Annotated in this window: 22 protein-coding genes; 11 read left to right on the plus strand and 11 right to left on the minus strand. The window is 58.2% G+C overall.

Features of this window, described 5'->3' with window-relative positions; genetic code table 11:
- The first annotated feature begins 10 nt into the window (after positions 1 to 10).
- A complete protein-coding gene (locus tag ACR0M2_RS16455; RefSeq protein WP_170379343.1) occupies positions 11 to 538 on the plus strand; it encodes a redoxin domain-containing protein in 528 nt (175 codons plus the stop codon).
- Here the strand turns inward: ACR0M2_RS16455 and ACR0M2_RS16460 are convergent.
- The 7 genes from ACR0M2_RS16460 to ACR0M2_RS16490 all read right to left on the minus strand — a co-directional run bounded on the left by ACR0M2_RS16460 (position 535) and on the right by ACR0M2_RS16490 (position 6,483).
- Entirely contained in the window at positions 535 to 1,428 is an 894-nt protein-coding gene (locus tag ACR0M2_RS16460) for a LysR family transcriptional regulator (protein ID WP_480689770.1), read from the minus strand. The two genes, ACR0M2_RS16455 and ACR0M2_RS16460, sit on opposite strands and share 4 nt — an antisense overlap.
- 57 nt (positions 1,429 to 1,485) lie before the next feature.
- Positions 1,486 to 2,529, minus strand: a complete 1,044-nt coding sequence (locus ACR0M2_RS16465; protein WP_480706085.1) for an endonuclease/exonuclease/phosphatase family protein — start codon at positions 2,527 to 2,529, stop codon at positions 1,486 to 1,488.
- Entirely contained in the window at positions 2,526 to 3,356 is an 831-nt protein-coding gene (locus ACR0M2_RS16470) for a hypothetical protein (protein WP_170361854.1), read from the minus strand. The genes ACR0M2_RS16465 and ACR0M2_RS16470 overlap by 4 nt, the downstream gene beginning before the upstream one ends.
- Positions 3,357 to 3,687: 331 nt before the next feature.
- A complete protein-coding gene (leuD, locus tag ACR0M2_RS16475) occupies positions 3,688 to 4,293 on the minus strand; it encodes a 3-isopropylmalate dehydratase small subunit (RefSeq protein ID WP_170351856.1) in 606 nt (201 codons plus the stop codon).
- 42 nt (positions 4,294 to 4,335) lie between these two features.
- Complete coding sequence (locus ACR0M2_RS16480; protein WP_170351857.1) at positions 4,336 to 4,890, minus strand: HdeD family acid-resistance protein; 555 nt, start codon at positions 4,888 to 4,890, stop codon at positions 4,336 to 4,338.
- A gap of 37 nt (positions 4,891 to 4,927) precedes the next feature.
- Positions 4,928 to 6,331, minus strand: a complete 1,404-nt coding sequence (leuC, locus tag ACR0M2_RS16485) for a 3-isopropylmalate dehydratase large subunit (protein ID WP_170413102.1) — start codon at positions 6,329 to 6,331, stop codon at positions 4,928 to 4,930.
- A gap of 53 nt (positions 6,332 to 6,384) precedes the next feature.
- The gene (locus tag ACR0M2_RS16490) at positions 6,385 to 6,483 is read right to left on the minus strand and encodes an isopropylmalate isomerase (protein ID WP_170351859.1); all 99 of its coding nucleotides are present in this window, start codon (positions 6,481 to 6,483) and stop codon (positions 6,385 to 6,387) included.
- A 90-nt stretch (positions 6,484 to 6,573) separates the two neighbouring features.
- Here ACR0M2_RS16490 and ACR0M2_RS16495 point away from each other — a divergent pair, with 90 nt between their 5' ends.
- The 4 genes from ACR0M2_RS16495 (at position 6,574) to ACR0M2_RS16510 (ending at position 9,449) form a co-directional block, all read left to right on the plus strand.
- The gene (locus ACR0M2_RS16495) at positions 6,574 to 7,923 is read left to right on the plus strand and encodes a mechanosensitive ion channel family protein (protein ID WP_170351860.1); all 1,350 of its coding nucleotides are present in this window, start codon (positions 6,574 to 6,576) and stop codon (positions 7,921 to 7,923) included.
- Positions 7,924 to 8,087: 164 nt separating this feature from the next.
- Positions 8,088 to 8,447, plus strand: coding sequence for a ribosome silencing factor (gene rsfS, locus ACR0M2_RS16500; RefSeq protein WP_058276550.1), 360 nt, complete (start codon positions 8,088 to 8,090; stop codon positions 8,445 to 8,447).
- Between the two features lie 44 nt (positions 8,448 to 8,491).
- The gene (gene rlmH, locus ACR0M2_RS16505) at positions 8,492 to 8,962 is read left to right on the plus strand and encodes a 23S rRNA (pseudouridine(1915)-N(3))-methyltransferase RlmH (RefSeq protein WP_480649148.1); all 471 of its coding nucleotides are present in this window, start codon (positions 8,492 to 8,494) and stop codon (positions 8,960 to 8,962) included.
- Position 8,963: 1 nt separating this feature from the next.
- Positions 8,964 to 9,449, plus strand: a complete 486-nt coding sequence (locus tag ACR0M2_RS16510; protein ID WP_170351862.1) for a flavodoxin family protein — start codon at positions 8,964 to 8,966, stop codon at positions 9,447 to 9,449.
- Positions 9,450 to 9,452: 3 nt separating this feature from the next.
- On the opposite strand, the gene ACR0M2_RS16515 is transcribed toward ACR0M2_RS16510, so the two are convergent.
- Positions 9,453 to 9,800 (minus strand): hypothetical protein, encoded by a 348-nt coding sequence (locus tag ACR0M2_RS16515; protein ID WP_480706087.1) that lies wholly within the window; start codon positions 9,798 to 9,800, stop codon positions 9,453 to 9,455.
- Between the two features lie 35 nt (positions 9,801 to 9,835).
- Positions 9,836 to 10,546: a DUF599 domain-containing protein gene (locus ACR0M2_RS16520; protein WP_170361859.1), complete on the minus strand. Its 711-nt coding sequence runs from the start codon at positions 10,544 to 10,546 to the stop codon at positions 9,836 to 9,838.
- Between the two features lie 82 nt (positions 10,547 to 10,628).
- Between ACR0M2_RS16520 and ACR0M2_RS16525 the strand changes: the two genes are divergently transcribed.
- The 6 genes from ACR0M2_RS16525 to ACR0M2_RS16550 all read left to right on the plus strand — a co-directional run bounded on the left by ACR0M2_RS16525 (position 10,629) and on the right by ACR0M2_RS16550 (position 16,836).
- Entirely contained in the window at positions 10,629 to 12,077 is a 1,449-nt protein-coding gene (locus ACR0M2_RS16525; protein WP_480706089.1) for an FAD-linked oxidase C-terminal domain-containing protein, read from the plus strand.
- A 25-nt stretch (positions 12,078 to 12,102) separates the two neighbouring features.
- Entirely contained in the window at positions 12,103 to 13,203 is a 1,101-nt protein-coding gene (gene glcE, locus ACR0M2_RS16530) for a glycolate oxidase subunit GlcE (RefSeq protein WP_170413088.1), read from the plus strand.
- Between the two features lie 4 nt (positions 13,204 to 13,207).
- Positions 13,208 to 14,524, plus strand: a complete 1,317-nt coding sequence (glcF, locus tag ACR0M2_RS16535; RefSeq protein WP_480706091.1) for a glycolate oxidase subunit GlcF — start codon at positions 13,208 to 13,210, stop codon at positions 14,522 to 14,524.
- A gap of 118 nt (positions 14,525 to 14,642) precedes the next feature.
- Positions 14,643 to 15,434, plus strand: a complete 792-nt coding sequence (locus tag ACR0M2_RS16540; protein WP_226689697.1) for a trypsin-like serine peptidase — start codon at positions 14,643 to 14,645, stop codon at positions 15,432 to 15,434.
- The gene (locus ACR0M2_RS16545; protein WP_480706093.1) at positions 15,431 to 16,246 is read left to right on the plus strand and encodes a trypsin-like serine peptidase; all 816 of its coding nucleotides are present in this window, start codon (positions 15,431 to 15,433) and stop codon (positions 16,244 to 16,246) included. The genes ACR0M2_RS16540 and ACR0M2_RS16545 overlap by 4 nt, the downstream gene beginning before the upstream one ends.
- Positions 16,247 to 16,368: 122 nt before the next feature.
- Positions 16,369 to 16,836 (plus strand): Hsp20 family protein, encoded by a 468-nt coding sequence (locus ACR0M2_RS16550; protein ID WP_480706095.1) that lies wholly within the window; start codon positions 16,369 to 16,371, stop codon positions 16,834 to 16,836.
- 220 nt (positions 16,837 to 17,056) lie between these two features.
- Here the strand turns inward: ACR0M2_RS16550 and ACR0M2_RS16555 are convergent, their stop codons facing one another.
- Entirely contained in the window at positions 17,057 to 17,800 is a 744-nt protein-coding gene (locus ACR0M2_RS16555; protein WP_480706097.1) for a hypothetical protein, read from the minus strand.
- 434 nt (positions 17,801 to 18,234) lie between these two features.
- Positions 18,235 to 19,710, minus strand: coding sequence for an NAD-dependent succinate-semialdehyde dehydrogenase (locus tag ACR0M2_RS16560; protein WP_170361865.1), 1,476 nt, complete (start codon positions 19,708 to 19,710; stop codon positions 18,235 to 18,237).
- Between the last annotated feature and the right edge of the window lie 204 nt (positions 19,711 to 19,914).

Here is a 19,914-nt window from a genome sequence, read left to right on the forward strand (position 1 = left end):
AGGAAAACACATGTTGATACCGGGAAACCCCGTTCCTGAGCTGAAAATTGAAACCATAAGCCATGGACGTTTCGATTTGGATACGGGCAAGGGCGAAAATGGCACGTTGGTGATTCAGTATCGCGGCCTGCACTGTCCGATCTGTATCAAGCAGATGGCCGAGGTCGAAGCGGCGCTGGATGAATTTGCCGAGCTTGGTATCGAAGTGATCATGATCACCACAGACACGGCCGAGCGCGCCGCGGAAACGGCCGAGAAGGCCGGTGTTTCGCGGCTGCGTGTGGGACACAGCCTGCCAATGGCTGCGGCGCGGGATGATTGGGGGCTGAACATCTCAACCGCGCGCGAAGGCAGCGCCGAACCTGACCTGTTCGCCGAACCAGGTCATTTCTTCATCGCCCCGAATCGAATGCTTTACTATGCGTGGCAACAGACGACGCCCTTTGCCCGACCTGCCATGTCCGACATTGTTGGCGGTCTGAAATTCACTCTGGGCAACAACTACCCGCCGCGCGGCACCTATACCGGCGCGCTTTAAAGGCTGGCCTTCAACCCGTCCGCCAGCAAATCCCAGACCCTGCGAATGCGCGGGGTCTGACGCATGGCCTGCGGTGCGGCCAGCCAGACTGGCAAGGTCTGAACATCAACATCCAGCGGTATTATTTCGACATCCGGATCAGCCTTTGCCACTTCGATCTGGGTAAAGCCGATTCCGCATCCCGCACGGACCAGTTGCCAATAGGCGCTTTGCAGGTCACAGCGGGTGGCGAAGCTGTCCCTGCTGGCGGGCCACCCTCGCGCGCGCATCTTAGTGATGATCTGTTCATTGGCGTCAAAGCCTACCAGATCGTGGTCGAACAGTTCTTCGGGGCGTGTTGGCCGCCCGGCGCGATCCAGATAAGTGCGGGCCGCGCAAAAACACAGATTCACATCCCCAAGATAGCGCGAGATCAGGTCCATCTGTTCCGGGCGATACATGCGCACGGCAATGTCGGCCTCGCGATACAGCAGGTTTTCGATCGTGTCCGTTGCCACCAGTTCCAGTTGAATGGCAGGTTCCTGGGCCCGGATCTGTGCCAGAATTGGTGGCAGCAGATGATGCGATGCAAAGACCGAGGCGGTGATGCGCACCGTCCCCTCCAGTTGCTGTGCCTGACCTGCCGCCGTCAGGCTGAATGACGTCATCGCTGAATGCATCTGTTGCGCCATCGGCAGCAGTTGCGCCCCAACATCGCTGAGCTTCAGGCCGCGGGCATGCCGGTCGAACAAGGACACGCCCAGCTCATCCTCAAGCGCGTGGATTTGGCGGCCCAGCGTAGGTTGGCTTCGGTCCAGCTGCCGCGCTGCTGCCGAAAGCGAGCCGGTCTGAGCCACGGCCAGAAAGCTTTGGATCAAAGACCAGTCGGCATGAGTAAGAGATTTGTCCATTCATAAATGAATACACGTTCCGAGTCTGGCGGCAATAACAGAAGTTAAATGAATGGATCAGTGCGAAAGCTGCTTGGGCGCAGCAATGTCGACCCAGACCAACCGGTGTCTGCTGGCCTGTTCGGCGGCGATGCGCAGAGGTGTGCCCGGTTTGGGCCAGAACACCCCCGCTGCGGTAACTTGCAGGTCGGCCGAGGGCAGCACGTAATCCACCCGCATTTCGCCCACCGCCTTCCAGACCACAGTAGTCTGGGACTCCAATGGTTGATCTGTGTGTGGGTCCTGCAAGCGCGGATCGGCCAGCAGCGCCTGTATTGCCTCTTTCCGCCCATCGCCGCGTGTCGGGTCCAGATTGGCATCTCCGGCGATCACGAAGGGGCCTTGGGGCCTATGCCCCAATTCTCCGTCCAGAACTGCGGACCAAAGGCGGATTTCGTCGCGGTTGCGCAACCCGTTGCGGTCCTCGGGGCCGTCAAACACTGGTGGGGCCGCGTGAAATGTCATCAGATCCAGCGAACCAATGGGTGTGTCCACAGGTACGATCCAATGGGCAACAGCGGACAGGCGCTGAATGGGCTGGGCCTGTTCCGATGGGAAGGGGCCGTCTTCCGTCACTGGCAATTGCGCGCCCGGCAGATCGCGCCACAGCAGATCCGTAAACTGCTGCACAGTGTCGGTGCGGATAGGGTGCCGTGACAGCACCGCAAGCCCGCCCTGACCGGTGAAACGACCCCAGCCCTGCGCGTCTGCCGGACCATGGGTGCGCCCGTCTCCGTTCAGGTCCAAAGCGGTCTCAAGCCCCGCATTGGGCTGGGCGGCAAAGTGATGGGGATAGTCCAGTCCAGCGGTCCGCAACAGATCGGCCAAAGCAGTCAAAGCCTGCCCGTCCATATCCCAGTCGATGCCTTGCAAGCTGACGATATCTGGTCGGGCGGCGACCAGAACGTCGACCACCGCCTGTACCTGTGGATCGCCGCGCCGGATATCGCGCAGCAACAGACCCGGCCCGTCGCGGTTCAGCTCGGTGTTGAAGGTGGCAATGCGCAGCGTTTCTGCCTGTGCCATAACCGGCAACAGCAACAGAAGAAGAATGCGGATCATGCGGCCTGTGTGGACTCAGCCGTGGAATAGGCGCGGCGCTTTTCAACGATCAGATTGGCGATGCGTAATGTCGCCATGCCGCGCATGATCATCGAGGCGGGCAAAAAGGCCCAGGCGCTCATGGTCCAGATCATGGTCTGAGGATTGCTCAGCGAGATCGGGTTGGCATAGTCAGTCAGTAATTTGATCAGCGCTGGAATCAGGAATGGCAGCAGCACCCCGATTGAGATATTCAGGCGCCCGTCCCGTTGCAGGCGGGTGACGACGTCCCCGCCCTTGGTCGGGTCAAACAGAGGCAGGTTGGTCCAGACGTTGAACGCACCGTTGCCGGTAGGCCAGCCGCGCATCTTCACCGCATAGGCAAAGCTGGCAATGGTCACTAGCGCGGCAACATAAGCAACACTGGCCGAGATACGCACCAATTCGATCAGCGGCGCGTTGGCATCGGCGGGCAGCACCAGCACAACCAGCCGAACCGGCGAATAAGGGAAATCGACAACATTGGCGATGCCCAGCCCCAACGCATAGAAAAGCCCGGTCAGATCGCTGGGCGCATAGGCGTTTTTGCAGATCAGCGTCAGGAAAGTGATCATCGACATCAACCCGACAAAACGCAGGCGGTTCACAGGTGGTGCGTCGCGGAATTCGATAAAGCTGGGAAAGGCCGAGTTATATTCAGCAAACGTCAGAAAGAATGCGAGAATGGCGAGAAAGACGACAATCTCGGTGCCATTCGTTGACGATACGGGCAAGTACAACGCGGGGGTTAGCACCATCAGTGCAACCATTATTCCCCGAATTGCCGCCCCAGTTGTGCGCGCAATCACTATCCGAACCCTTTCCAAACCGGAGTAGCCGATTCTGTGCCGACTTACGTTCCAACTTGTGCCCGCCGCATTTTTTTATGACGGATGCCTCTGTCTCGCCAACTTTGACGATAAGCGACATTTCGCTCAAGCCAGGGTGCAGAAAACACGTAGTTTCGGGCAAAATGATGGCGCAACTGGTGCGGGATTGCATCATTTTTGACGCAAATCCGACGTGTATCTCAAATTGATACCTATATCTTGTGGTAGTTAGACTTTTGACCCCAAGAATGCGAATGGGGCCGCCGAGGCGACCCCATTAGGTTGAGTATCCACAGATTCATCCACAGAATCACACCCAGGGGCGGGCCTGGCCTGCGTGATCCTCGAATTTGTCGATGTGATGGTCTTTTTCCATCGTAAGGCCAATATCGTCCAAACCGTTCAGCAGGCAGTGTTTGCGGTGTGGGTCGACGTCAAACTCGATCACGACGCCATCCGATGTTGTGATTTGCTGATCTTCCAGATGCACGGTCATGCGGGCGTTCTGACCCTTGTGGGCATCTTCCATCAGCAGCGCGTGATGTTCTTCTTCGACCACGATCGGCAGAATGCCGTTCTTGAAGCAGTTGTTATAGAAGATGTCGGCAAAGCTGGTCGAGATCACCACCTTGATGCCGAAATCCTTGATTGCCCAGGGCGCGTGCTCGCGGGACGAGCCGCAGCCGAAATTGTCGCCTGCCACCAGAATCTCGGTTTCACGATAGGCGGGTTGGTTCAGGACGAATTCTTCGTTCTCCTGCCCGTCATCGTGGTAGCGCATCTCATCAAACAGCACGACGCCAAGGCCGGACCGTTTAATGGTTTTCAGATGCACTTTCGGAATGATCATATCGGTGTCGATATTGATCAGTGGCATTGGGGCAGCCACCCCGTGGACTTTGTCAAACTTTTCCATGTTCACACTCCTGCGGGAGAAGGCTGCGCCCGTGCCCCGCGTTTAAGCCTGTTTCGCTTCTATTGTTTCGTCTTTGGGTGCGTTCTTGATGAAGAGCGCCATGAAGACCAATCCGAACCCGTTGAACAGCATCTCAATGCCCAGGAAGATCCCCAGAATGCTCAGCAGAGCCTGGGGTTCCTTGCCCACATACGTCCAGATGATAGCGGCGAGGACGATCGACAAGATGCCCGAGATCATCGTGGGCCAGAAAAACTGCGTTCCTTTCATTTGGAACGACAGAATGACCCGCGCGATGCCGCCTGCCATAAACAGAACCAGCATCACCGTCGCCAAGGTCAAGGTCCCCTGCAGCGGGTGATCCAGGAAGGACCAGCCCAGAAACAGCATCACCACACCCATGATGAGAGACAGGATCTTGTTGCCGGTGCCTTCGACGGTGAACCCGCCGACAACCTGCAACGCGCCTGCAATCAGCAGCAACACCCCGGTCACCACCGTCACCGCAACTGAAGCTGCAATCGCATTGCCCAGCGCAAAGACGCCAAATGCTATCGACAGCAGCCCCAGCAGGAACCATTTGATCCAGTCACTCATGTGTTCAATCCCTCAAATATCTAGATATGAGGAGACTTTACATCAATTCACGGACGTCTGTCAGCCGTCCCGTAATTGCCGCAGCGGCAGCCATTGCCGGGCTCAGCAGGTGGGTGCGTCCGCCCCGGCCCTGACGTCCTTCGAAGTTGCGGTTTGAAGTCGCGGCACAGCGTTCCCCCGGTGCCAGCTGATCCGGATTCATCGCCAGGCACATCGAACACCCAGCCAGACGCCATTCAAAGCCTGCTGCTTTGAAGATATCCGCCAGACCCTCTTCTTCGGCCTGCGCGCGCACCAGGCCCGAGCCGGGAACGATCATGGCCCGCAGACCATCTTTGATCTTTTTGCCCTTCAGAATTTCGGCGGCAGCGCGCAGGTCTTCGATCCGGCCATTGGTGCAGGACCCGATAAAGACGGTGTCAATTTCCACATCGCTCAGCTTTTGGCCCGCTTCCAGGCCCATATATTCGATCGAGCGGCGGGCCGCCTCGACCTTGCCGCCTTCGAAATCCTCGGGGTTCGGCACGGTTGCGGTGATCGGCAGGACGTCTTCGGGGCTGGTGCCCCATGTGACGACTGGCGCAATGTCTTCGCCGCGCAGAGTGATAACCTTGTCAAAATGCGCGTCTTCGTCGGTGTAGAGCGTTTTCCACCAGTTCAAAGCCGCTTCCCATTGCGCACCTTTAGGAGCGTGCGGGCGACCTTTGACATATTCAAACGTCGTTTCGTCCGGCGCTATCAGGCCCGCCCGGGCGCCACCTTCGATGGCCATGTTGCAGACGGTCATGCGACCTTCCATCGACAGATCACGGATCGCTTCGCCACAATACTCGATGACATAGCCGGTGCCGCCAGCCGTACCGGTCTCACCAATCACGGCCAGAGTGATGTCCTTGGCGGTCACGCCTGGCTGCAATTTGCCGGTGATCTCGACCTTCATGTTCTTGGATTTCTTCTGGATCAGAGTCTGTGTGGCCAGAACATGCTCGACCTCAGACGTGCCGATACCGTGGGCCAGCGCGCCAAACGCGCCATGGGTGGCAGTGTGGCTGTCGCCGCAGACAACGGTCATGCCGGGCAGGGTCCAGCCCTGTTCCGGGCCGACGATATGCACGATGCCCTGACGGACGTCATGCACTGGGTAATAGTGAATGCCGAAATCCTTGGCGTTCTTGTCCAACGCTTCGACCTGAATGCGCGATTCCGGGTTTTCGATCCCGTTCACGCGGTCCGGTGTAGTCGGAACGTTATGATCCGGCACGGCGATGGTTTTTTCTGGGGCGCGCACCTTGCGGCCCGCCATGCGCAGGCCTTCGAACGCCTGCGGGCTGGTCACTTCGTGGACCAGGTGGCGGTCGATATACAGCAGGCAGGTGCCATCATCGGCTTCGTGCGCGACATGGGCATCCCAGATTTTGTCATAGAGTGTTTTGGGGGACATTGGTCCTCTCCCGTATTTAAATGAGAAATAGCTGGCGAGTGGCTGGACGCGCCTTATAGGCGGGCCAGAACCGTGCGGGCGGCCCCAAAGAACCGTTCACGCAGGCGCGTGCGGTCTTGCAACGTCGGTGCAGGGGCCAGATTGAGTCTCATGCGCACCAGATATATCGGGCTTTGCTGTCAATCAAGGTTCAATCCGGTGTCAGACTTGCATCATTGAGCAACGCTGTCCAAGCTGGAACCATGAATCAGGACCTGATCCCCAGCTCGCTGTCGGACCTTTATGAAAACATGGTCGCGGGCTTTTCCGTGCAATTCGAAAACCTTGTCGAACTGATTGTCACCCCCGGTTGGCGACAGCACCAGTTGGTCATCATTGTTGTTCTTTGGGGGTTGGCCCTCCTTTTGAAATTGGCAACGCAAGGCCGGTGGGAGACCTGGGCCCGGTCCCGCTCGGGCTGGCCGAAATGGCGGCTGCGTACATTGGTACAGTTAATGCAGCGCCTGACGCTGGTTTATTTCGTGGTGATGTCCTGGGCGTTGTATCTTTTGATGCAGCAAGTCACCTGGCCGTCGCGCAGTTACATTATCGGCGTGTTTGCGACTTTGGCCTTGGCGTGGCTGGCCATTGCCCTGGTGGCGCGGCTGGTGCGCAACCGGACCCTGCGGCGGATATTCAAATGGGCCATGTGGGTCTATGCAACGCTGATTGCGCTGAATCTGACCGATGACGTGGCCGATTTTCTGGACGGGGTAGCGATTTCCATCGGCGATCTGCACATCTCGGCGCTGGGGATCATCAAGGCGGTTCTGCTGATCGGTATTTTGCTGACGCTGGCCCGTATTGGCACCCGCGCGGCTGAGCGGGGGCTGATGAACAATGACGACATCACCCCATCCATGCAGGTGTTGTTGGCCAAGGGCATTCAGGTGCTGCTGTATGGCGCTGTCTTTCTGGCAGCCATCCGCACGCTTGGGTTTGACCTGACCGGTATTGCGCTGCTGTCCGGTGCGATTGGTGTGGGGATCGGGTTCGGGCTGCAAAAGGTGGTGTCCAACCTGATATCCGGGATAATCATCCTGATGGACCGGTCGATCAAGCCGGGCGACGTGATCTCGTTGGGCGACACGTTCGGCTGGATCAATGCGCTGGGCGCGCGTTATGTCTCGGTCGTGACGCGGGACGGGCGGGAATACCTGATTCCGAACGAGGATCTGATCACCAATCAGGTGGTGAACTGGTCGCATTCCGACAAATTCGTGCGATTGGACCTGGAGTTCGGCACCAGCTACGACGACGACCCGCATAATGTCCGTGCAACGGCCATCGGTGCGGTCAAATCCGTGACGCGCGTTTTAAGTGGCGGTAAGCACGAGCCGGTCTGCCACATCACCGGGTTTGGTGACAGCAGCGTGGATTACGTCCTGCGGTTCTGGATCAGTGACCCGACCAAGGGCCTGACCAATATCCGCGGCAATGTCTATCTGGCCCTGTGGGATGCGTTTAAATCCAAAGGTATTTCCATCCCCTTCCCCCAGCGCGAGGTTCGGTTGTTGTCCGACGCAGCCACGCAACAGGTCGCCAAAGAGTGATCCCCTGTGCGCCCCGCATAGCGGCGTTTCATTGAAATGTTGCATTCCCCTTGTTACCTTATTAGTACCCCGGCGCCGGGGTTTTACGGCGCGCAGCAAAGGAGGACTATGTTCTGTCTCTACATACCCAGGCGGGTTTGCCCGCCGATGACCGGGCCAATGTAATGGCTCACTCTCAGTCAATCAGCGACAAGCTGCTTGAACGTATCCTTTCCTCACTTTCCGATGACAAGGCCGAAGATGTCGTGCAGATCAACCTGCAAGGCAAGTCCTCGGTTGCGGATCACATGGTGATTGCCTCGGGTCGGTCGACCCGTCAGGTCTCGGCCATGGCGGAAAAATTGACGGATCGCATCAAGCAGGAATTCGGTTTCACCTCGAAGGTCGAAGGCAAGGATGCCGGCGACTGGGTGCTGATCGATACGGGCGACGTGATCGTCCATATCTTCCGCCCCGAAGTGCGTGAATTCTATCAGCTGGAAAAGATGTGGCTGCCCCAGGGCGGCAGCGCCTCGGCGAACTGAGGCGCCATCCCGGCCTGCATTAACAGGCCGGCGGCGAGAGAAATATGCGTATAAGCATTTGTGCGGTCGGGCGATTGCGTGCCGGACCGGAGAAGACCCTGCTTGACGATTACCTGACCCGATTTGACCGGACCGGCCGCGCACTGGGCCTTGGTCCTGCACGTGTGATCGAGGTTGAGGACAAGAAAAACGCAGGCATGGGGGCCGAAGGTGCGCTGCTGCGCAAGGCACTGCCCAAGGGGGCTGTGATCTGCACCCTGGACGAACGCGGGCGGGTGATGTCCTCGCCGGATTTTGCCAAGAAACTGGGCGGATGGCGCGATGCCGGGCGTCAGGATTTGGCGCTGATCATTGGCGGGGCGGACGGAATAGACCCTAATCTGCGGGACGAGGCCGATTTTTCTATCTCATTCGGGTCAATGGTCTGGCCCCATATGCTGGTCCGTGTGATGCTTGCCGAGCAAATGTACCGGGCTGCAACCATCCTGTCGGGCGGCCCTTACCACCGGGTCTGACATGGCGCAGCTTTTGATCGTCTACCATTCGCGCACCGGCGGCGCCCGGCAAATGGCCGAAGCCGCGGCTGAGGCCGCGCAGGATGAGGCCGAAACCATCCTGAAACCCGCCGATCAGGCCGGACCGGACGATCTCCTGCGCGCCGATGGCTACCTGTTCTGCGCGCCCGAGAATCTGGCCGCGATTTCGGGTTTGATGAAAGAGTTTTTCGACCGCAGCTATTATCCCGTACTGGGCAAGATCGAAGGCCGTCCCTATGCCCAGATGGTGTGCGCCGGGTCCGATGGCGAGAACGCCGCGCGCCAAATCGCCCGGATCGCAACCGGCTGGCGGTTGAAAGAGGTGCAACCGCCACTGATCATCTGCACCCATGCGCAAACGCCCGAGGCGATTTTGGCGGAAAAGACTGTTCCAGACGACCAATTGGACCAATGCCGCGAGATTGGTGCTGCTTTGGCTGCGGGTCTGACTCTGGGCGTGTTCTGAGCCTCAGTTCAGATCAACGACCGTAGTGTCTTCGTTCCAACCATCAACATTGCAGCGTGCCTGAATCTGAACCTGTGTGGCACCGTCGGGAATGGCCACACCGCTTAGCGACCGGGTAAAGGGCTGCTCATTCTCATGTGGATGGTGCAACACGCGCATGCCCAGCTCGTTGCCGTCCATATCCAGCACGCGCCAGCCATCGGCGTAATGATCCCAGCCGGTATCGGGATGGCGGATCGTCACGTCGAATCGCCAGGTATCGCCGCTCTGACCGGCTGAGACATTCTCGATCACCGACGGATCGGCAAGGGCAGGGCTGGCCAGAAAGGCACTGAGAATCAGGTATCGCATGCGCTGACCATAGGGTGTGCGACGCACCCGCGTCATCACGAACCTGTGTTGGGTGGCAGGTCCATCAGGATCGATCGTGAATGCGAGGCAAATTCCCGCCGGTACAACACGCCAAAGGTGACGGTGGTGCCGATGATCAGGGCAACCGGCCCCAATATCCATGTCACCGAGGCCAGCGCAAAATAGGTCGCCCGAAGGGCACGGTTGAAGCTGCGTGCGGCGGTGACGCAAATCTCGGCGGCTTGCGCGGCCCGGGGATAGGCCTGCGGGTCTTCGGGGTCATTGGGCACGGCGGCCATCAGCACCCCGCAATAGCCGAACAGGCGATGCGCCCAGACATATTTCAGAAACGCGTTGGACAGAAATGCCAGTACGATCAGAATCTTGATCTCCCAGACCAGCGCCGGGGCGCTGCCTATGGCTAAATCCTGCGCCACCCCGGCCAGACGTTCGGTATTGCCCAGTAAGGCCAGCCCGCCGCCAATGGCAATCATCGTGGTCGAGGCGAAAAACGTGCTGCCCTGCCGCATGGTGCCAACCATCTGCGCATCAAACATGCGCGGTTGGCGCGTTACCATCTCGTGCATCCAGTTGCGGCGAAAATCATCCATCATCATCGTGACGGAATTCTTGCGCGGTGAGGGATTGTCGATCCGCCAGCCGATCCACTGCCAGGCACAAAACAGCAGCACAATGGCCGCATAGTCGAGTGGTGAAAACACCAGGGCGCGTTCAATCCAGGTCATGGTCGCGACACTACGCGCGGCCAAGAGAACTTGCCAGATGTAGAAATTGGTAATATTAATTTACCAAACCGGAGGGCTCGCCATGGACATGCCAACGCCAAACCCAGATATTCTGCGCCGCAGGGACGCCGTTTTGCAGCAATTGCTGGAGGTTTTGCCCCAAGATGCCGTGATCCATGATGCTGCTGAAACCCTCGCGTATGAGTGCGATGCGCTGACGGCGTACAAGTGCCCTCCGATGCTGGCAGTATTGCCGGCGACCACGCAACAGGTCTCGGACGTGCTGCGCATCTGCCATGCCGAAGGCGTGCCGGTGGTGCCGCGCGGTTCGGGCACGTCTCTGGCGGGCGGGGCATTGCCGACGGCGGATTGCGTCATTCTGGGCATCGCCCGCATGAACGAGGTGTTGGAGACCGATTATGACAATCGCTTTATCCGCGTTCAGACCGGCCGCACCAATCTGAGCGTGACCGGGGCCGTTGAGGAAGAGGATTTCTTTTACGCCCCCGATCCTTCGTCACAACTGGCCTGCGCCATCGCGGGCAATGTCGCGATGAATTCCGGCGGGGCGCATTGCCTGAAATACGGTGTGACGACCAACAACTTGCTGGGCGTGACCATGGTTTTGATGGACGGCAGTGTGGTTGAAATCGGCGGCGCGCATCTGGATGCAGGTGGATTGGACCTGCTGGGGGTGATTTGCGGCTCGGAAGGGCAATTGGGTGTCGTGACCGAAGCAACGCTTCGCATACTGCGCAAACCCGAGGGCGCCCGGCCGGTTCTGATTGGTTTCGACGACAACGAAGTCGCCGGGCATTGTGTCTCGGATATTATCAAATCGGGCATTCTGCCCGTCGCGATCGAGTTTATGGACACGCTGTGCATCAGGGCTTGTGAGAATTTTGCCAAAGCAGGCTATCCCGATTGCACGGCGCTGCTGATCATCGAGGTCGAAGGGTCCGAGGCCGAGATCGACTATCAGCTGTCGAAGATCGTCGAGATTGCCAAACGCCATAACCCGGTGGAAATTCGCGAAAGCCAATCGCCCGAGGAAAGCGCCAAGATTTGGTTGGGCCGGAAATCGGCCTTTGGGGCCATGGGGCAGATGAACGACTATATGTGTCTGGACGGTACGATCCCGGTCTCGTCCCTGCCCGAAGTGTTGCGCCGGATCGGCGAGATGAGCCAAGACTACGGCCTGCCCGTCGGTAATGTGTTTCATGCGGGTGATGGTAACATGCACCCTCTGATCCTGTTCGACGCCAACAAACCCGGTGATCTTGAGAAATGCGAGGCGTTTGGCGCCGACATTCTGCGGCTATGCGTCGATGTAGGCGGCTGCCTGACGGGTGAACACGGGGTAGGCGTGGAAAAGAGGGATTTGATGACACATCAATACGCGCCGCAAGACCTGGAAGCACAGATGTCGATCAAGGATGTGTTTGATCCGAAATGGTTGCTGAACCCCGCCAAAGTGTTCCCTCTGGACGCGTCAGCATCCCGGCGCGATGTGCGTCTGGCCGCGGAATAAAAGGCTCTAACACAAAAGATATGCGATGAAACCCAAGACGGAAACCGAACTGGCCGAGATGGTGGCCGGACTGAGCCATCCGGTGCGTATTGCCGGTGGTGGCACCCGTGGTATTGGCGGGCCAGACGCAACCATTCACACCGCGGGCCTAAGCGGCATAACCCTGTATGAACCCGGCGCGCTGACCCTTGTGGCGCAGGCCGGCACACCCTTGGCCGAAATTGAGGCCGCTCTGGAAGCAGAAGGCCAGCAATTGCCGTTTGAGCCTATGGATCATCGTGGTCTGCTGGGCACGGGCGGAGAGCCCACCATCGGCGGTGTCGTGGCGGCCAATATCTCGGGCCCACGGCGTATTCAAGCCGGGGCCTGCCGGGATTTCCTGCTGGGTGTGCGGTATGTCGATGGCAATGGGCAGGTGATCAAGAACGGTGGCCGGGTGATGAAAAACGTCACCGGATACGATCTGGTCAAATTGATGGCAGGGTCCTGGGGCACGTTGGGGATTTTAACCGAAGTGTCACTGAAAGTGCTGCCAAAGCCCGAATCCACCGCGACCTTGGCTGTACAGGTCGCGGATGCTGAAGACGCAGTGCAAGCCATGTCCGCAGCGCTGAAATCTCCATTTGAGGTCAACGGGGCCGCGTATGACCCTCAAGATGGGCGCACCTATTTGCGGATCGAGGGGTTTTCCGATTCGGTGTCCTATCGCTTGGGCCAGCTGAGATCAGTATTAACCAGATTTGGTGAGGTCACAGAAATCCCGGATTCTGCGGACCTGTGGCAAGGTCTGCGTGATGTTAAGCCGTTTCAGGGTCTAGACGGCGACGTCTGGCGGATTTCGGTCAAGCCAAGCGACGCGCCCGATGTTTCGATGCATCTGGCAGCGGACCAGCTTCTGTTCGATTGGGGCGGGGGATTGATCTGGGCGCGGGTCTCACAAGGAACCGATCTGCGCGCACGTTTGGGTGCATTTGACGGCCACGCAACACTGGTACGGGCTGGAGCAGATACAATAGAAACATTGGGTCAATTTCAGCCTGAACCTGCCGAAGTTAAGGCTCTAACACGGGGATTAAGACAGCGTTTTGATCCACGCGGCCTCTTCAATCCGGGCCTGATGGGATAAATTGATGCAGACGACATTTACCGAAGAACAGCTAAAGGACCCGGCGACCCAGCGCGCGAATGAAATTCTGCGCAGCTGTGTACATTGCGGGTTCTGTACTGCCACCTGCCCCACCTATCAGGTACTGGGCGACGAACTCGACAGCCCGCGCGGACGTATCTATCTGATCAAGGACATGCTTGAGAATGAGCGTGTGCCGGATGAAAAAACGGTACGGCACATCGATCGTTGTCTGTCCTGCCTGGCTTGTATGACAACTTGTCCGTCCGGCGTGCATTACATGCATCTGGTTGATCACGCGCGGGACTATATCGAACAGAATTACAATCGCCCCTTCAGTGATCGTGCGCTGCGCTGGATACTGGCGCAAATTCTGCCCTACCCGACACGATTCCGCTGGGCGCTACTAGGGGCGAAACTGGGTCGCCCGCTTCGTTTCCTCATGCCGGATGCGCGGCTGCGGGCGATGTTAGATATGGCGCCCAAGCATATCCCTCCGGTCAGCCGAAATGACGACCCGCAAAGCTTTGTGTCCAAGGGACCGCGCAAGAAACGCGTGGCTTTGATGACGGGCTGTGCGCAAAAGGCGCTGAACACCGATATCAACGACGCAACCATTCGCCTGCTGACCCGGTTGGGGTGTGAGGTTGTGGTGGCCAAAGGAGCCGGGTGCTGTGGCGCGCTGACCCATCACATGGGCAAGACCGGCGACAGTCACAAAGCGGCCCGAGCCAATATCAAGGCCTGGACGGCCGAGATGGATGGCGGTGGACTGGACGCCATTGTTATCAACACCTCAGGTTGCGGCACGACGGTCAAGGATTACGGGCACATGTTCCGCAACGATCCGCTGGCAGAAGACGCTGCGCGGGTGGCGGATATCGCGATGGATGTCAGCGAATTGCTGATGCGTCTGGACCTTCCCGAAGGTACGAACCAGAACTTGACCGTTGCCTATCACGCGGCATGTTCTCTGCAGCATGGGCAACAGATCAAAACTCATCCCAAGACTTTGTTGAAAAAGGCTGGATTCACCGTATTAGAGCCTGCTGACAGCCATTTGTGCTGTGGCAGCGCTGGTACGTATAACCTGATGCAGCCGGAAATCTCGGGCCAGTTGAAGCAGCGCAAAGTGAAAACGCTTGAGGCCAAGAAGCCCGACATGATCGCGGCGGGCAATATTGGTTGCATGATGCAAATCGGCTCGGGTACAGATATTCCCGTTTTGCACACGGTTGAATTGTTGGACTGGGCCACCGGTGGCCCCAAACCACGGGCCTTGCAATCGGGTGATGGGGCACAGATTCCGATCCTCAGATAAGCCTGGTTGATGCAGCGGCGCATCAGTTTTCGGACGAAACCAAACCCGGCACGGCTGCCCTATTTTCGCCCAACCACGACCGTAGGAAGGTGATCCAACAGCAACGCCGGAGAACCGCTTGCAAAACTGGATCAGGGCTTTAGCGCTGGCATTGATGCCGATAGCGGCCGCGGCGCAGGATAGTGGGCTAAAAAGCCTGGATACCACCGATGCCGGGCGGGCGTGGATGGCCGTTGGCCGTCTGGATATAAACGGATCGGGGTTTTGCACGGGTACGCTGATCTCACCGACTTTGGTGCTGACCGCCGCGCATTGCCTGTACGACAAAACAACCGGTCAGCGGATCGATCTGTCCGGGGTCGAGTTTTTGGCGGCGTGGCGTCTGGGCCGCGCGTCCGCCTATCGTGCGGCGCGGCAGGCGGTGGTGCATCCGGACTATCGCTATGACAACGAAACTTCGACGGCACGGTTGCGCAATGACATTGCACTGATCGAGTTGTGGCAACCCATTCGCAACACCACTGTGATCCCGTTTGAAACCGGCGATCGCCCCCGTCGTGGGGAAGAGGTGGGCGTTGTCTCGTACGGACAGGACAGGGCCGAAGCCCCGGCGCTGCAAGAGGTCTGCTCGGTCATGACCCGCCGGTCAGAAGTTCTGGTGATGTCCTGCGATGTCGAGTTCGGCTCTTCGGGCGCGCCGGTTTTTTCCTTTGAGGGTGACCGCCCGCGCATCGTGTCCGTGGTGGCTGCCAAGGCCGAGTTGAACGGCCAGCGCGTTGCCGTCGGTACCCCGGTCGAAGGGTCGCTGCGCCTGTTGCAAGCTGAACTGTCGGCTGGGCGCGGGTTTCTGGCTGCGACCCCTGAGGGTACATCCAAAAGAAACATTGGCGCGAGGTTCATCAAGCCATGATACGAATTCTGCTGGGCACATTTTTATGCTTGTCTGTCTTGTCGACTGCATCCCATGCGCAAACCGCAAAACGCAAGCTGACGGACCGTGACGACCTTTATGGCTGGGAGGCGGTGGGCCGTCTGGATATCGGCAATAAGGGCTTTTGCACCGGCACGCTGATTGCACGGGATCTGGTTCTGACGGCGGCTCATTGTGCGTTGGATAAGGCCACCGGCCGGCCCTATAAACCCGGAGAAGTGACGTTCCGTGCCGGATTGAGCAACGGTAATTCTCTGGCCGACCGCAAAGTCATCCAGATCGCCACCCATCCGGATTTTGTGGCCAATGCGCCGGTCTCGGCACCGCGAGTTCGCATCGACGTGGCGCTGATGCGTCTGGATACCCCGGTCCCGCACGGCGTCGCCGATCCGTTTGCGTTGTACGAGGGACGGATCAACGACAACGAGATCAGCGTTGCATCCTACGGGCAAGGCCGATCCGAGGCAATTACGCGCCAGCGTTCGTGCAGCATCCTTCAACGCGGTCGCGGGCTGATCAGCTTTGACTGTGACGTAACCTTTGGGTCTTCGGGGTCGGCCATTCTGGCAAAAAAGGGACCGCGCTGGCAGATTCTGTCGGTTGTATCCGCGGGTGGTTTTGATGGTCGGCGCAAGGTCGGGTATGGCATGGAACTGTCTGGGATCGTTTCTGATTTGAAAGCTGACCTGCGCCGAGATGCACCCCAGCCCAAGGCCAAGATCCGCCGGTTGCAGGTGGGGTCGGACAAGTCCAGTTCCGGTGCCAAATTCATCTCATCCGACGGGTCTTGAACTCGTTCGAAATGCTCCCCATGTGAGTTGTACCGGGTCGCCGTGAACGGGGCCTGGCATGCTCAATCGCCCGTCCGAACGGAGGGCAAATCGTAGATCGCTCAGATATGAGGATATGACACATGCGTACTTTTGATTTTGCACCGCTGCACCGCGCAACCATTGGTTTCGACCAGATCGCAGACATGATGGACCGCGTTCTGACCAATGACGTGGCTCAGCCCAGCTATCCGCCTTACAACATCGAAAAAACCGATGCCGACACCTATCGCATCTCGGTCGCTGTCGCCGGTTTTTCGGAAAATGACTTGTCGGTCGAAATGAAGGAAAACGCGCTGATCGTCGCCGGTAAGAAAGCCGCCGAAGACCAAGAGCGCAGCTACCTGCACCGTGGCATCGCCACCCGTGCATTCGAGCGCCGCTTTGCGCTGGCCGACCACGTGCGTGTTACCGGCGCGAACCACGAAAACGGCATGCTGAATATCGACCTGAAGCGCGAGGTGCCCGAGGCCCTTAAACCGCGCCGGATCGAGATCGCATCGGCCAATGCCATTGAAAAGGATGTGGTCGACGCCAAAGCCGTGAACTAAGGCGGTCAACCCACACGCCGCGGCGATCTCCTCCTCTCTGGGTCGTCGCACCATGCGCCCCGCGTTCCTCCAGACGCGGGGCGTTGTTTTTGGGTCGGGCTTTATCTGCCGATCGGACAGGGTCGTCCTATTGAAAAAGGCGCTTGCAGGGTTGCAAACGCCCGAAATCTTGATTCACCATTACTTTATGACGCAGATATCCCTACTCCAAAAAGCGTGATTAAGCTGTGATTTGTCTTCTTCTGCGGCGGGTAACAATGCCCAAGCCTAAAAACGCGCTTCCCAACAGCAGAAGTGAAGGCGGCAACGGAACAGCCGCGACCTGTATTCCGTCGATCGAGAAGCCGTCGTTCGAAAATGAACCTTCCCCCCCCTCTGATGCATAATTGGCAAGTGACACTTCTGCCGCTCTGGTTGGCCTGCCAAAATCGATGGTCACCAGCCGAACGTTGCCATCCCGCAATTTGCGGCCGGATCTGAGTTCATGGTTCACACCAACGGCACTGATGCGCAGAAATCCACCGGCATCGCTGGCGTCGGTAATGGCGAACATCAATTTGCTAAACGATTTCCCGTCGGCAAGTGCGACGTCCCAATTCAGCCCCCAGGTATCATTACTATCCATGAACCAGGATCCTCTGTCAGGGGACGTGCTCTCGCGCCCAAAAACGTGTCCTTGCCGCAAGGCAAGCATACTGCCGGTGTTGCCTTCCAATCCGGATACCGTGCCACCTGTGCCGACACCGCCCAGTGTAGAGAATGACCCGACAGAGGTTGAGAAACCATTTGCCACTTCACCCTCACCATGAGTGCCGCCAAGTGCTTCAAAGCCCTCGAAGACAGAACCATTCATGGCCCGGTACGCTTCTTGGTTAAATTCGACCACATTGATTGTTGTGGCATGTGCGCACACAGCAAATATCGACACAAAGCTTGCACCTATGAGTGCTCTAATCTTACTCATGAGAGAAACCCCACTAACAATCAATGAGATATATTAGCTTGGATGATTGTATTTGTAAAATACTGGGCTTGACAGTTTTGTATTGTCCGCTGCTCAAGCATGATGTGTTTGGACTAAAAAGTGAAAATTAGTTTTGAGATTGCCGATAACTCGCGTCCAGAACTGAAATTGTCGAACATATGAAAGCTGCGTTCACGGGCTGCAGCGGGTAAAATCCTGACGCTGTAGCGTTGCCGAATTCCCGGCTGACGTTGAGCAGTTTGGACCGAGCATCGATTCTTCTCAAATAAAGTCGCCGCGATGATCTCGATTGAGGCCCAAAGAGTGGAATAGGCCCCTGTAGCTGTGTTTCTGCCTAGCCGGAAGGGCGCAATTACGTTGGATGACGCGCGCCTTAAGTATGGCCACCGCCTGCTGACGGTGGCCCAAGCGGATCAGACCGACATGCAGATGTATTTCATCTCAAGATAGTCTTCCATGCCGTGATGGCTGCCTTCGCGGCCCAGACCGGATTGTTTGACACCGCCAAACGGGCCCAGCTCGGTTGAGATGATGCCGGTGTTCACGCCCACGATGCCGTATTCCAGCGCCTCGGCCACTTTGTAGACGCGGCTCAGGTCTTTGGCGTAGAAATAGGAAGCCAGACCAAAGATCGTGTCATTGGCCATGGCGATGACATCATCCTCGTCCTCGAACTTGAACAGAGGGGCCAGCGGGCCAAAGGTCTCCTCTTGCGCGACCTTCATGTCCTGCGTCACGCCGGTGACGATGGTGGGCTGAAAGAACGTGCCGCCCAGATCATGCGGCAGGCCACCGGTCAGGATAACGCCGCCTTTTTCCGTGGCATCAGCAATATGTTCGCGCACCTTGGCCACGGCCTCATCACTGATCAGCGGGCCGGTGGTGATACCCTGGTTCAGGCCGTCGCCGACGTGCAGGGCCTCGGTTGCGGCTTTCAGCTTGGCTGCGAATTCGTCGTATACACCGGCCTGCACATAGATGCGGTTGGCGCAGACACAGGTCTGGCCGTTGTTGCGGAACTTGCACATCATCGCGCCTTCGACGGCCGCGTCCAGATCGGCGTCGTCGAATACAATGAAAGGTGCATTGCCGCCCAGTTCCATCGAGCATTTCATGACCTGATCGGCGGCCTGACGCAGCAGGATGCGCCCCACCTCGGTCGAGCCTGTAAAGGTCAGCTTGCGCACGCCGGGGTTTTCGCAGAACTCTTTGCCGATCTCGCTGGCCTGAGACGAGGGCACGACGTTGAACACGCCGGCAGGTACGCCCGCCTGTTCCGCCAGCAGCGCCAGCACCAGCGCTGACAACGGCGTTTCCGTCGCCGGACGGGCCACAAAGGCGCAACCTGCGGCCAGCGCAGGGGCCGCCTTGCGCGTGATCATTGCGTTGGGGAAATTCCACGGAGTGATCGAAGCCGCCACACCGATGGGCTGTTTCAGCACGGTGATCCGCTTGTCGCGCTGATGGCCGGGGATGGTCTCGCCATACACACGCTTGGCCTCTTCGCCGAAGAATTCGATGAACGAGGCACCATAGGCAATTTCACCCACGGCTTCAGCCAGCGGCTTGCCCTGTTCGGCGGTCAGGATCTTGCCCAGATCCTCGGCGTTTTCCATCATCAGGTCGAACCAGCGGCGCAGGATTGCAGCGCGTTCTTTGCCGGTCAGTTTGGCCCATTCTTTTTGCGCAGCCTCGGCCTGAGCGATGGCGCCTGCCACCTGCGCCCGGCTGACATCGGCAACCTCGGCCACCACATCCCCGCGGGCCGGGTTGGTCACCGCAAGGGTGCCATTGTCGCCATCCACCCACTGACCGCCAATATAGGCTTTGGTCACCAGCAGGTCAGGGTTTTTCAGAAGGGATTTCAGATCGGTTGTCGCGTCCAGCATGGGTCAGCCTCCGGCAGAAAATTGGTTCAACGCACCCAATCAGGTGGGGTCGGGAATGTCTATGTCCACTATCGCCAGCGGGTCAATCCAGATTTGATCAAATAACCTTCAGTTCAAGGCTGTGCATCACGCCTATCTTTTTCAGGCTGAGTTTGTCAAAGTCTGGAGGAATTTTGGACCCAAGGGGATGTAAATACCCGTAAC

It is taken from the genome of Ruegeria sp. BE10 (assembly GCF_056538905.1).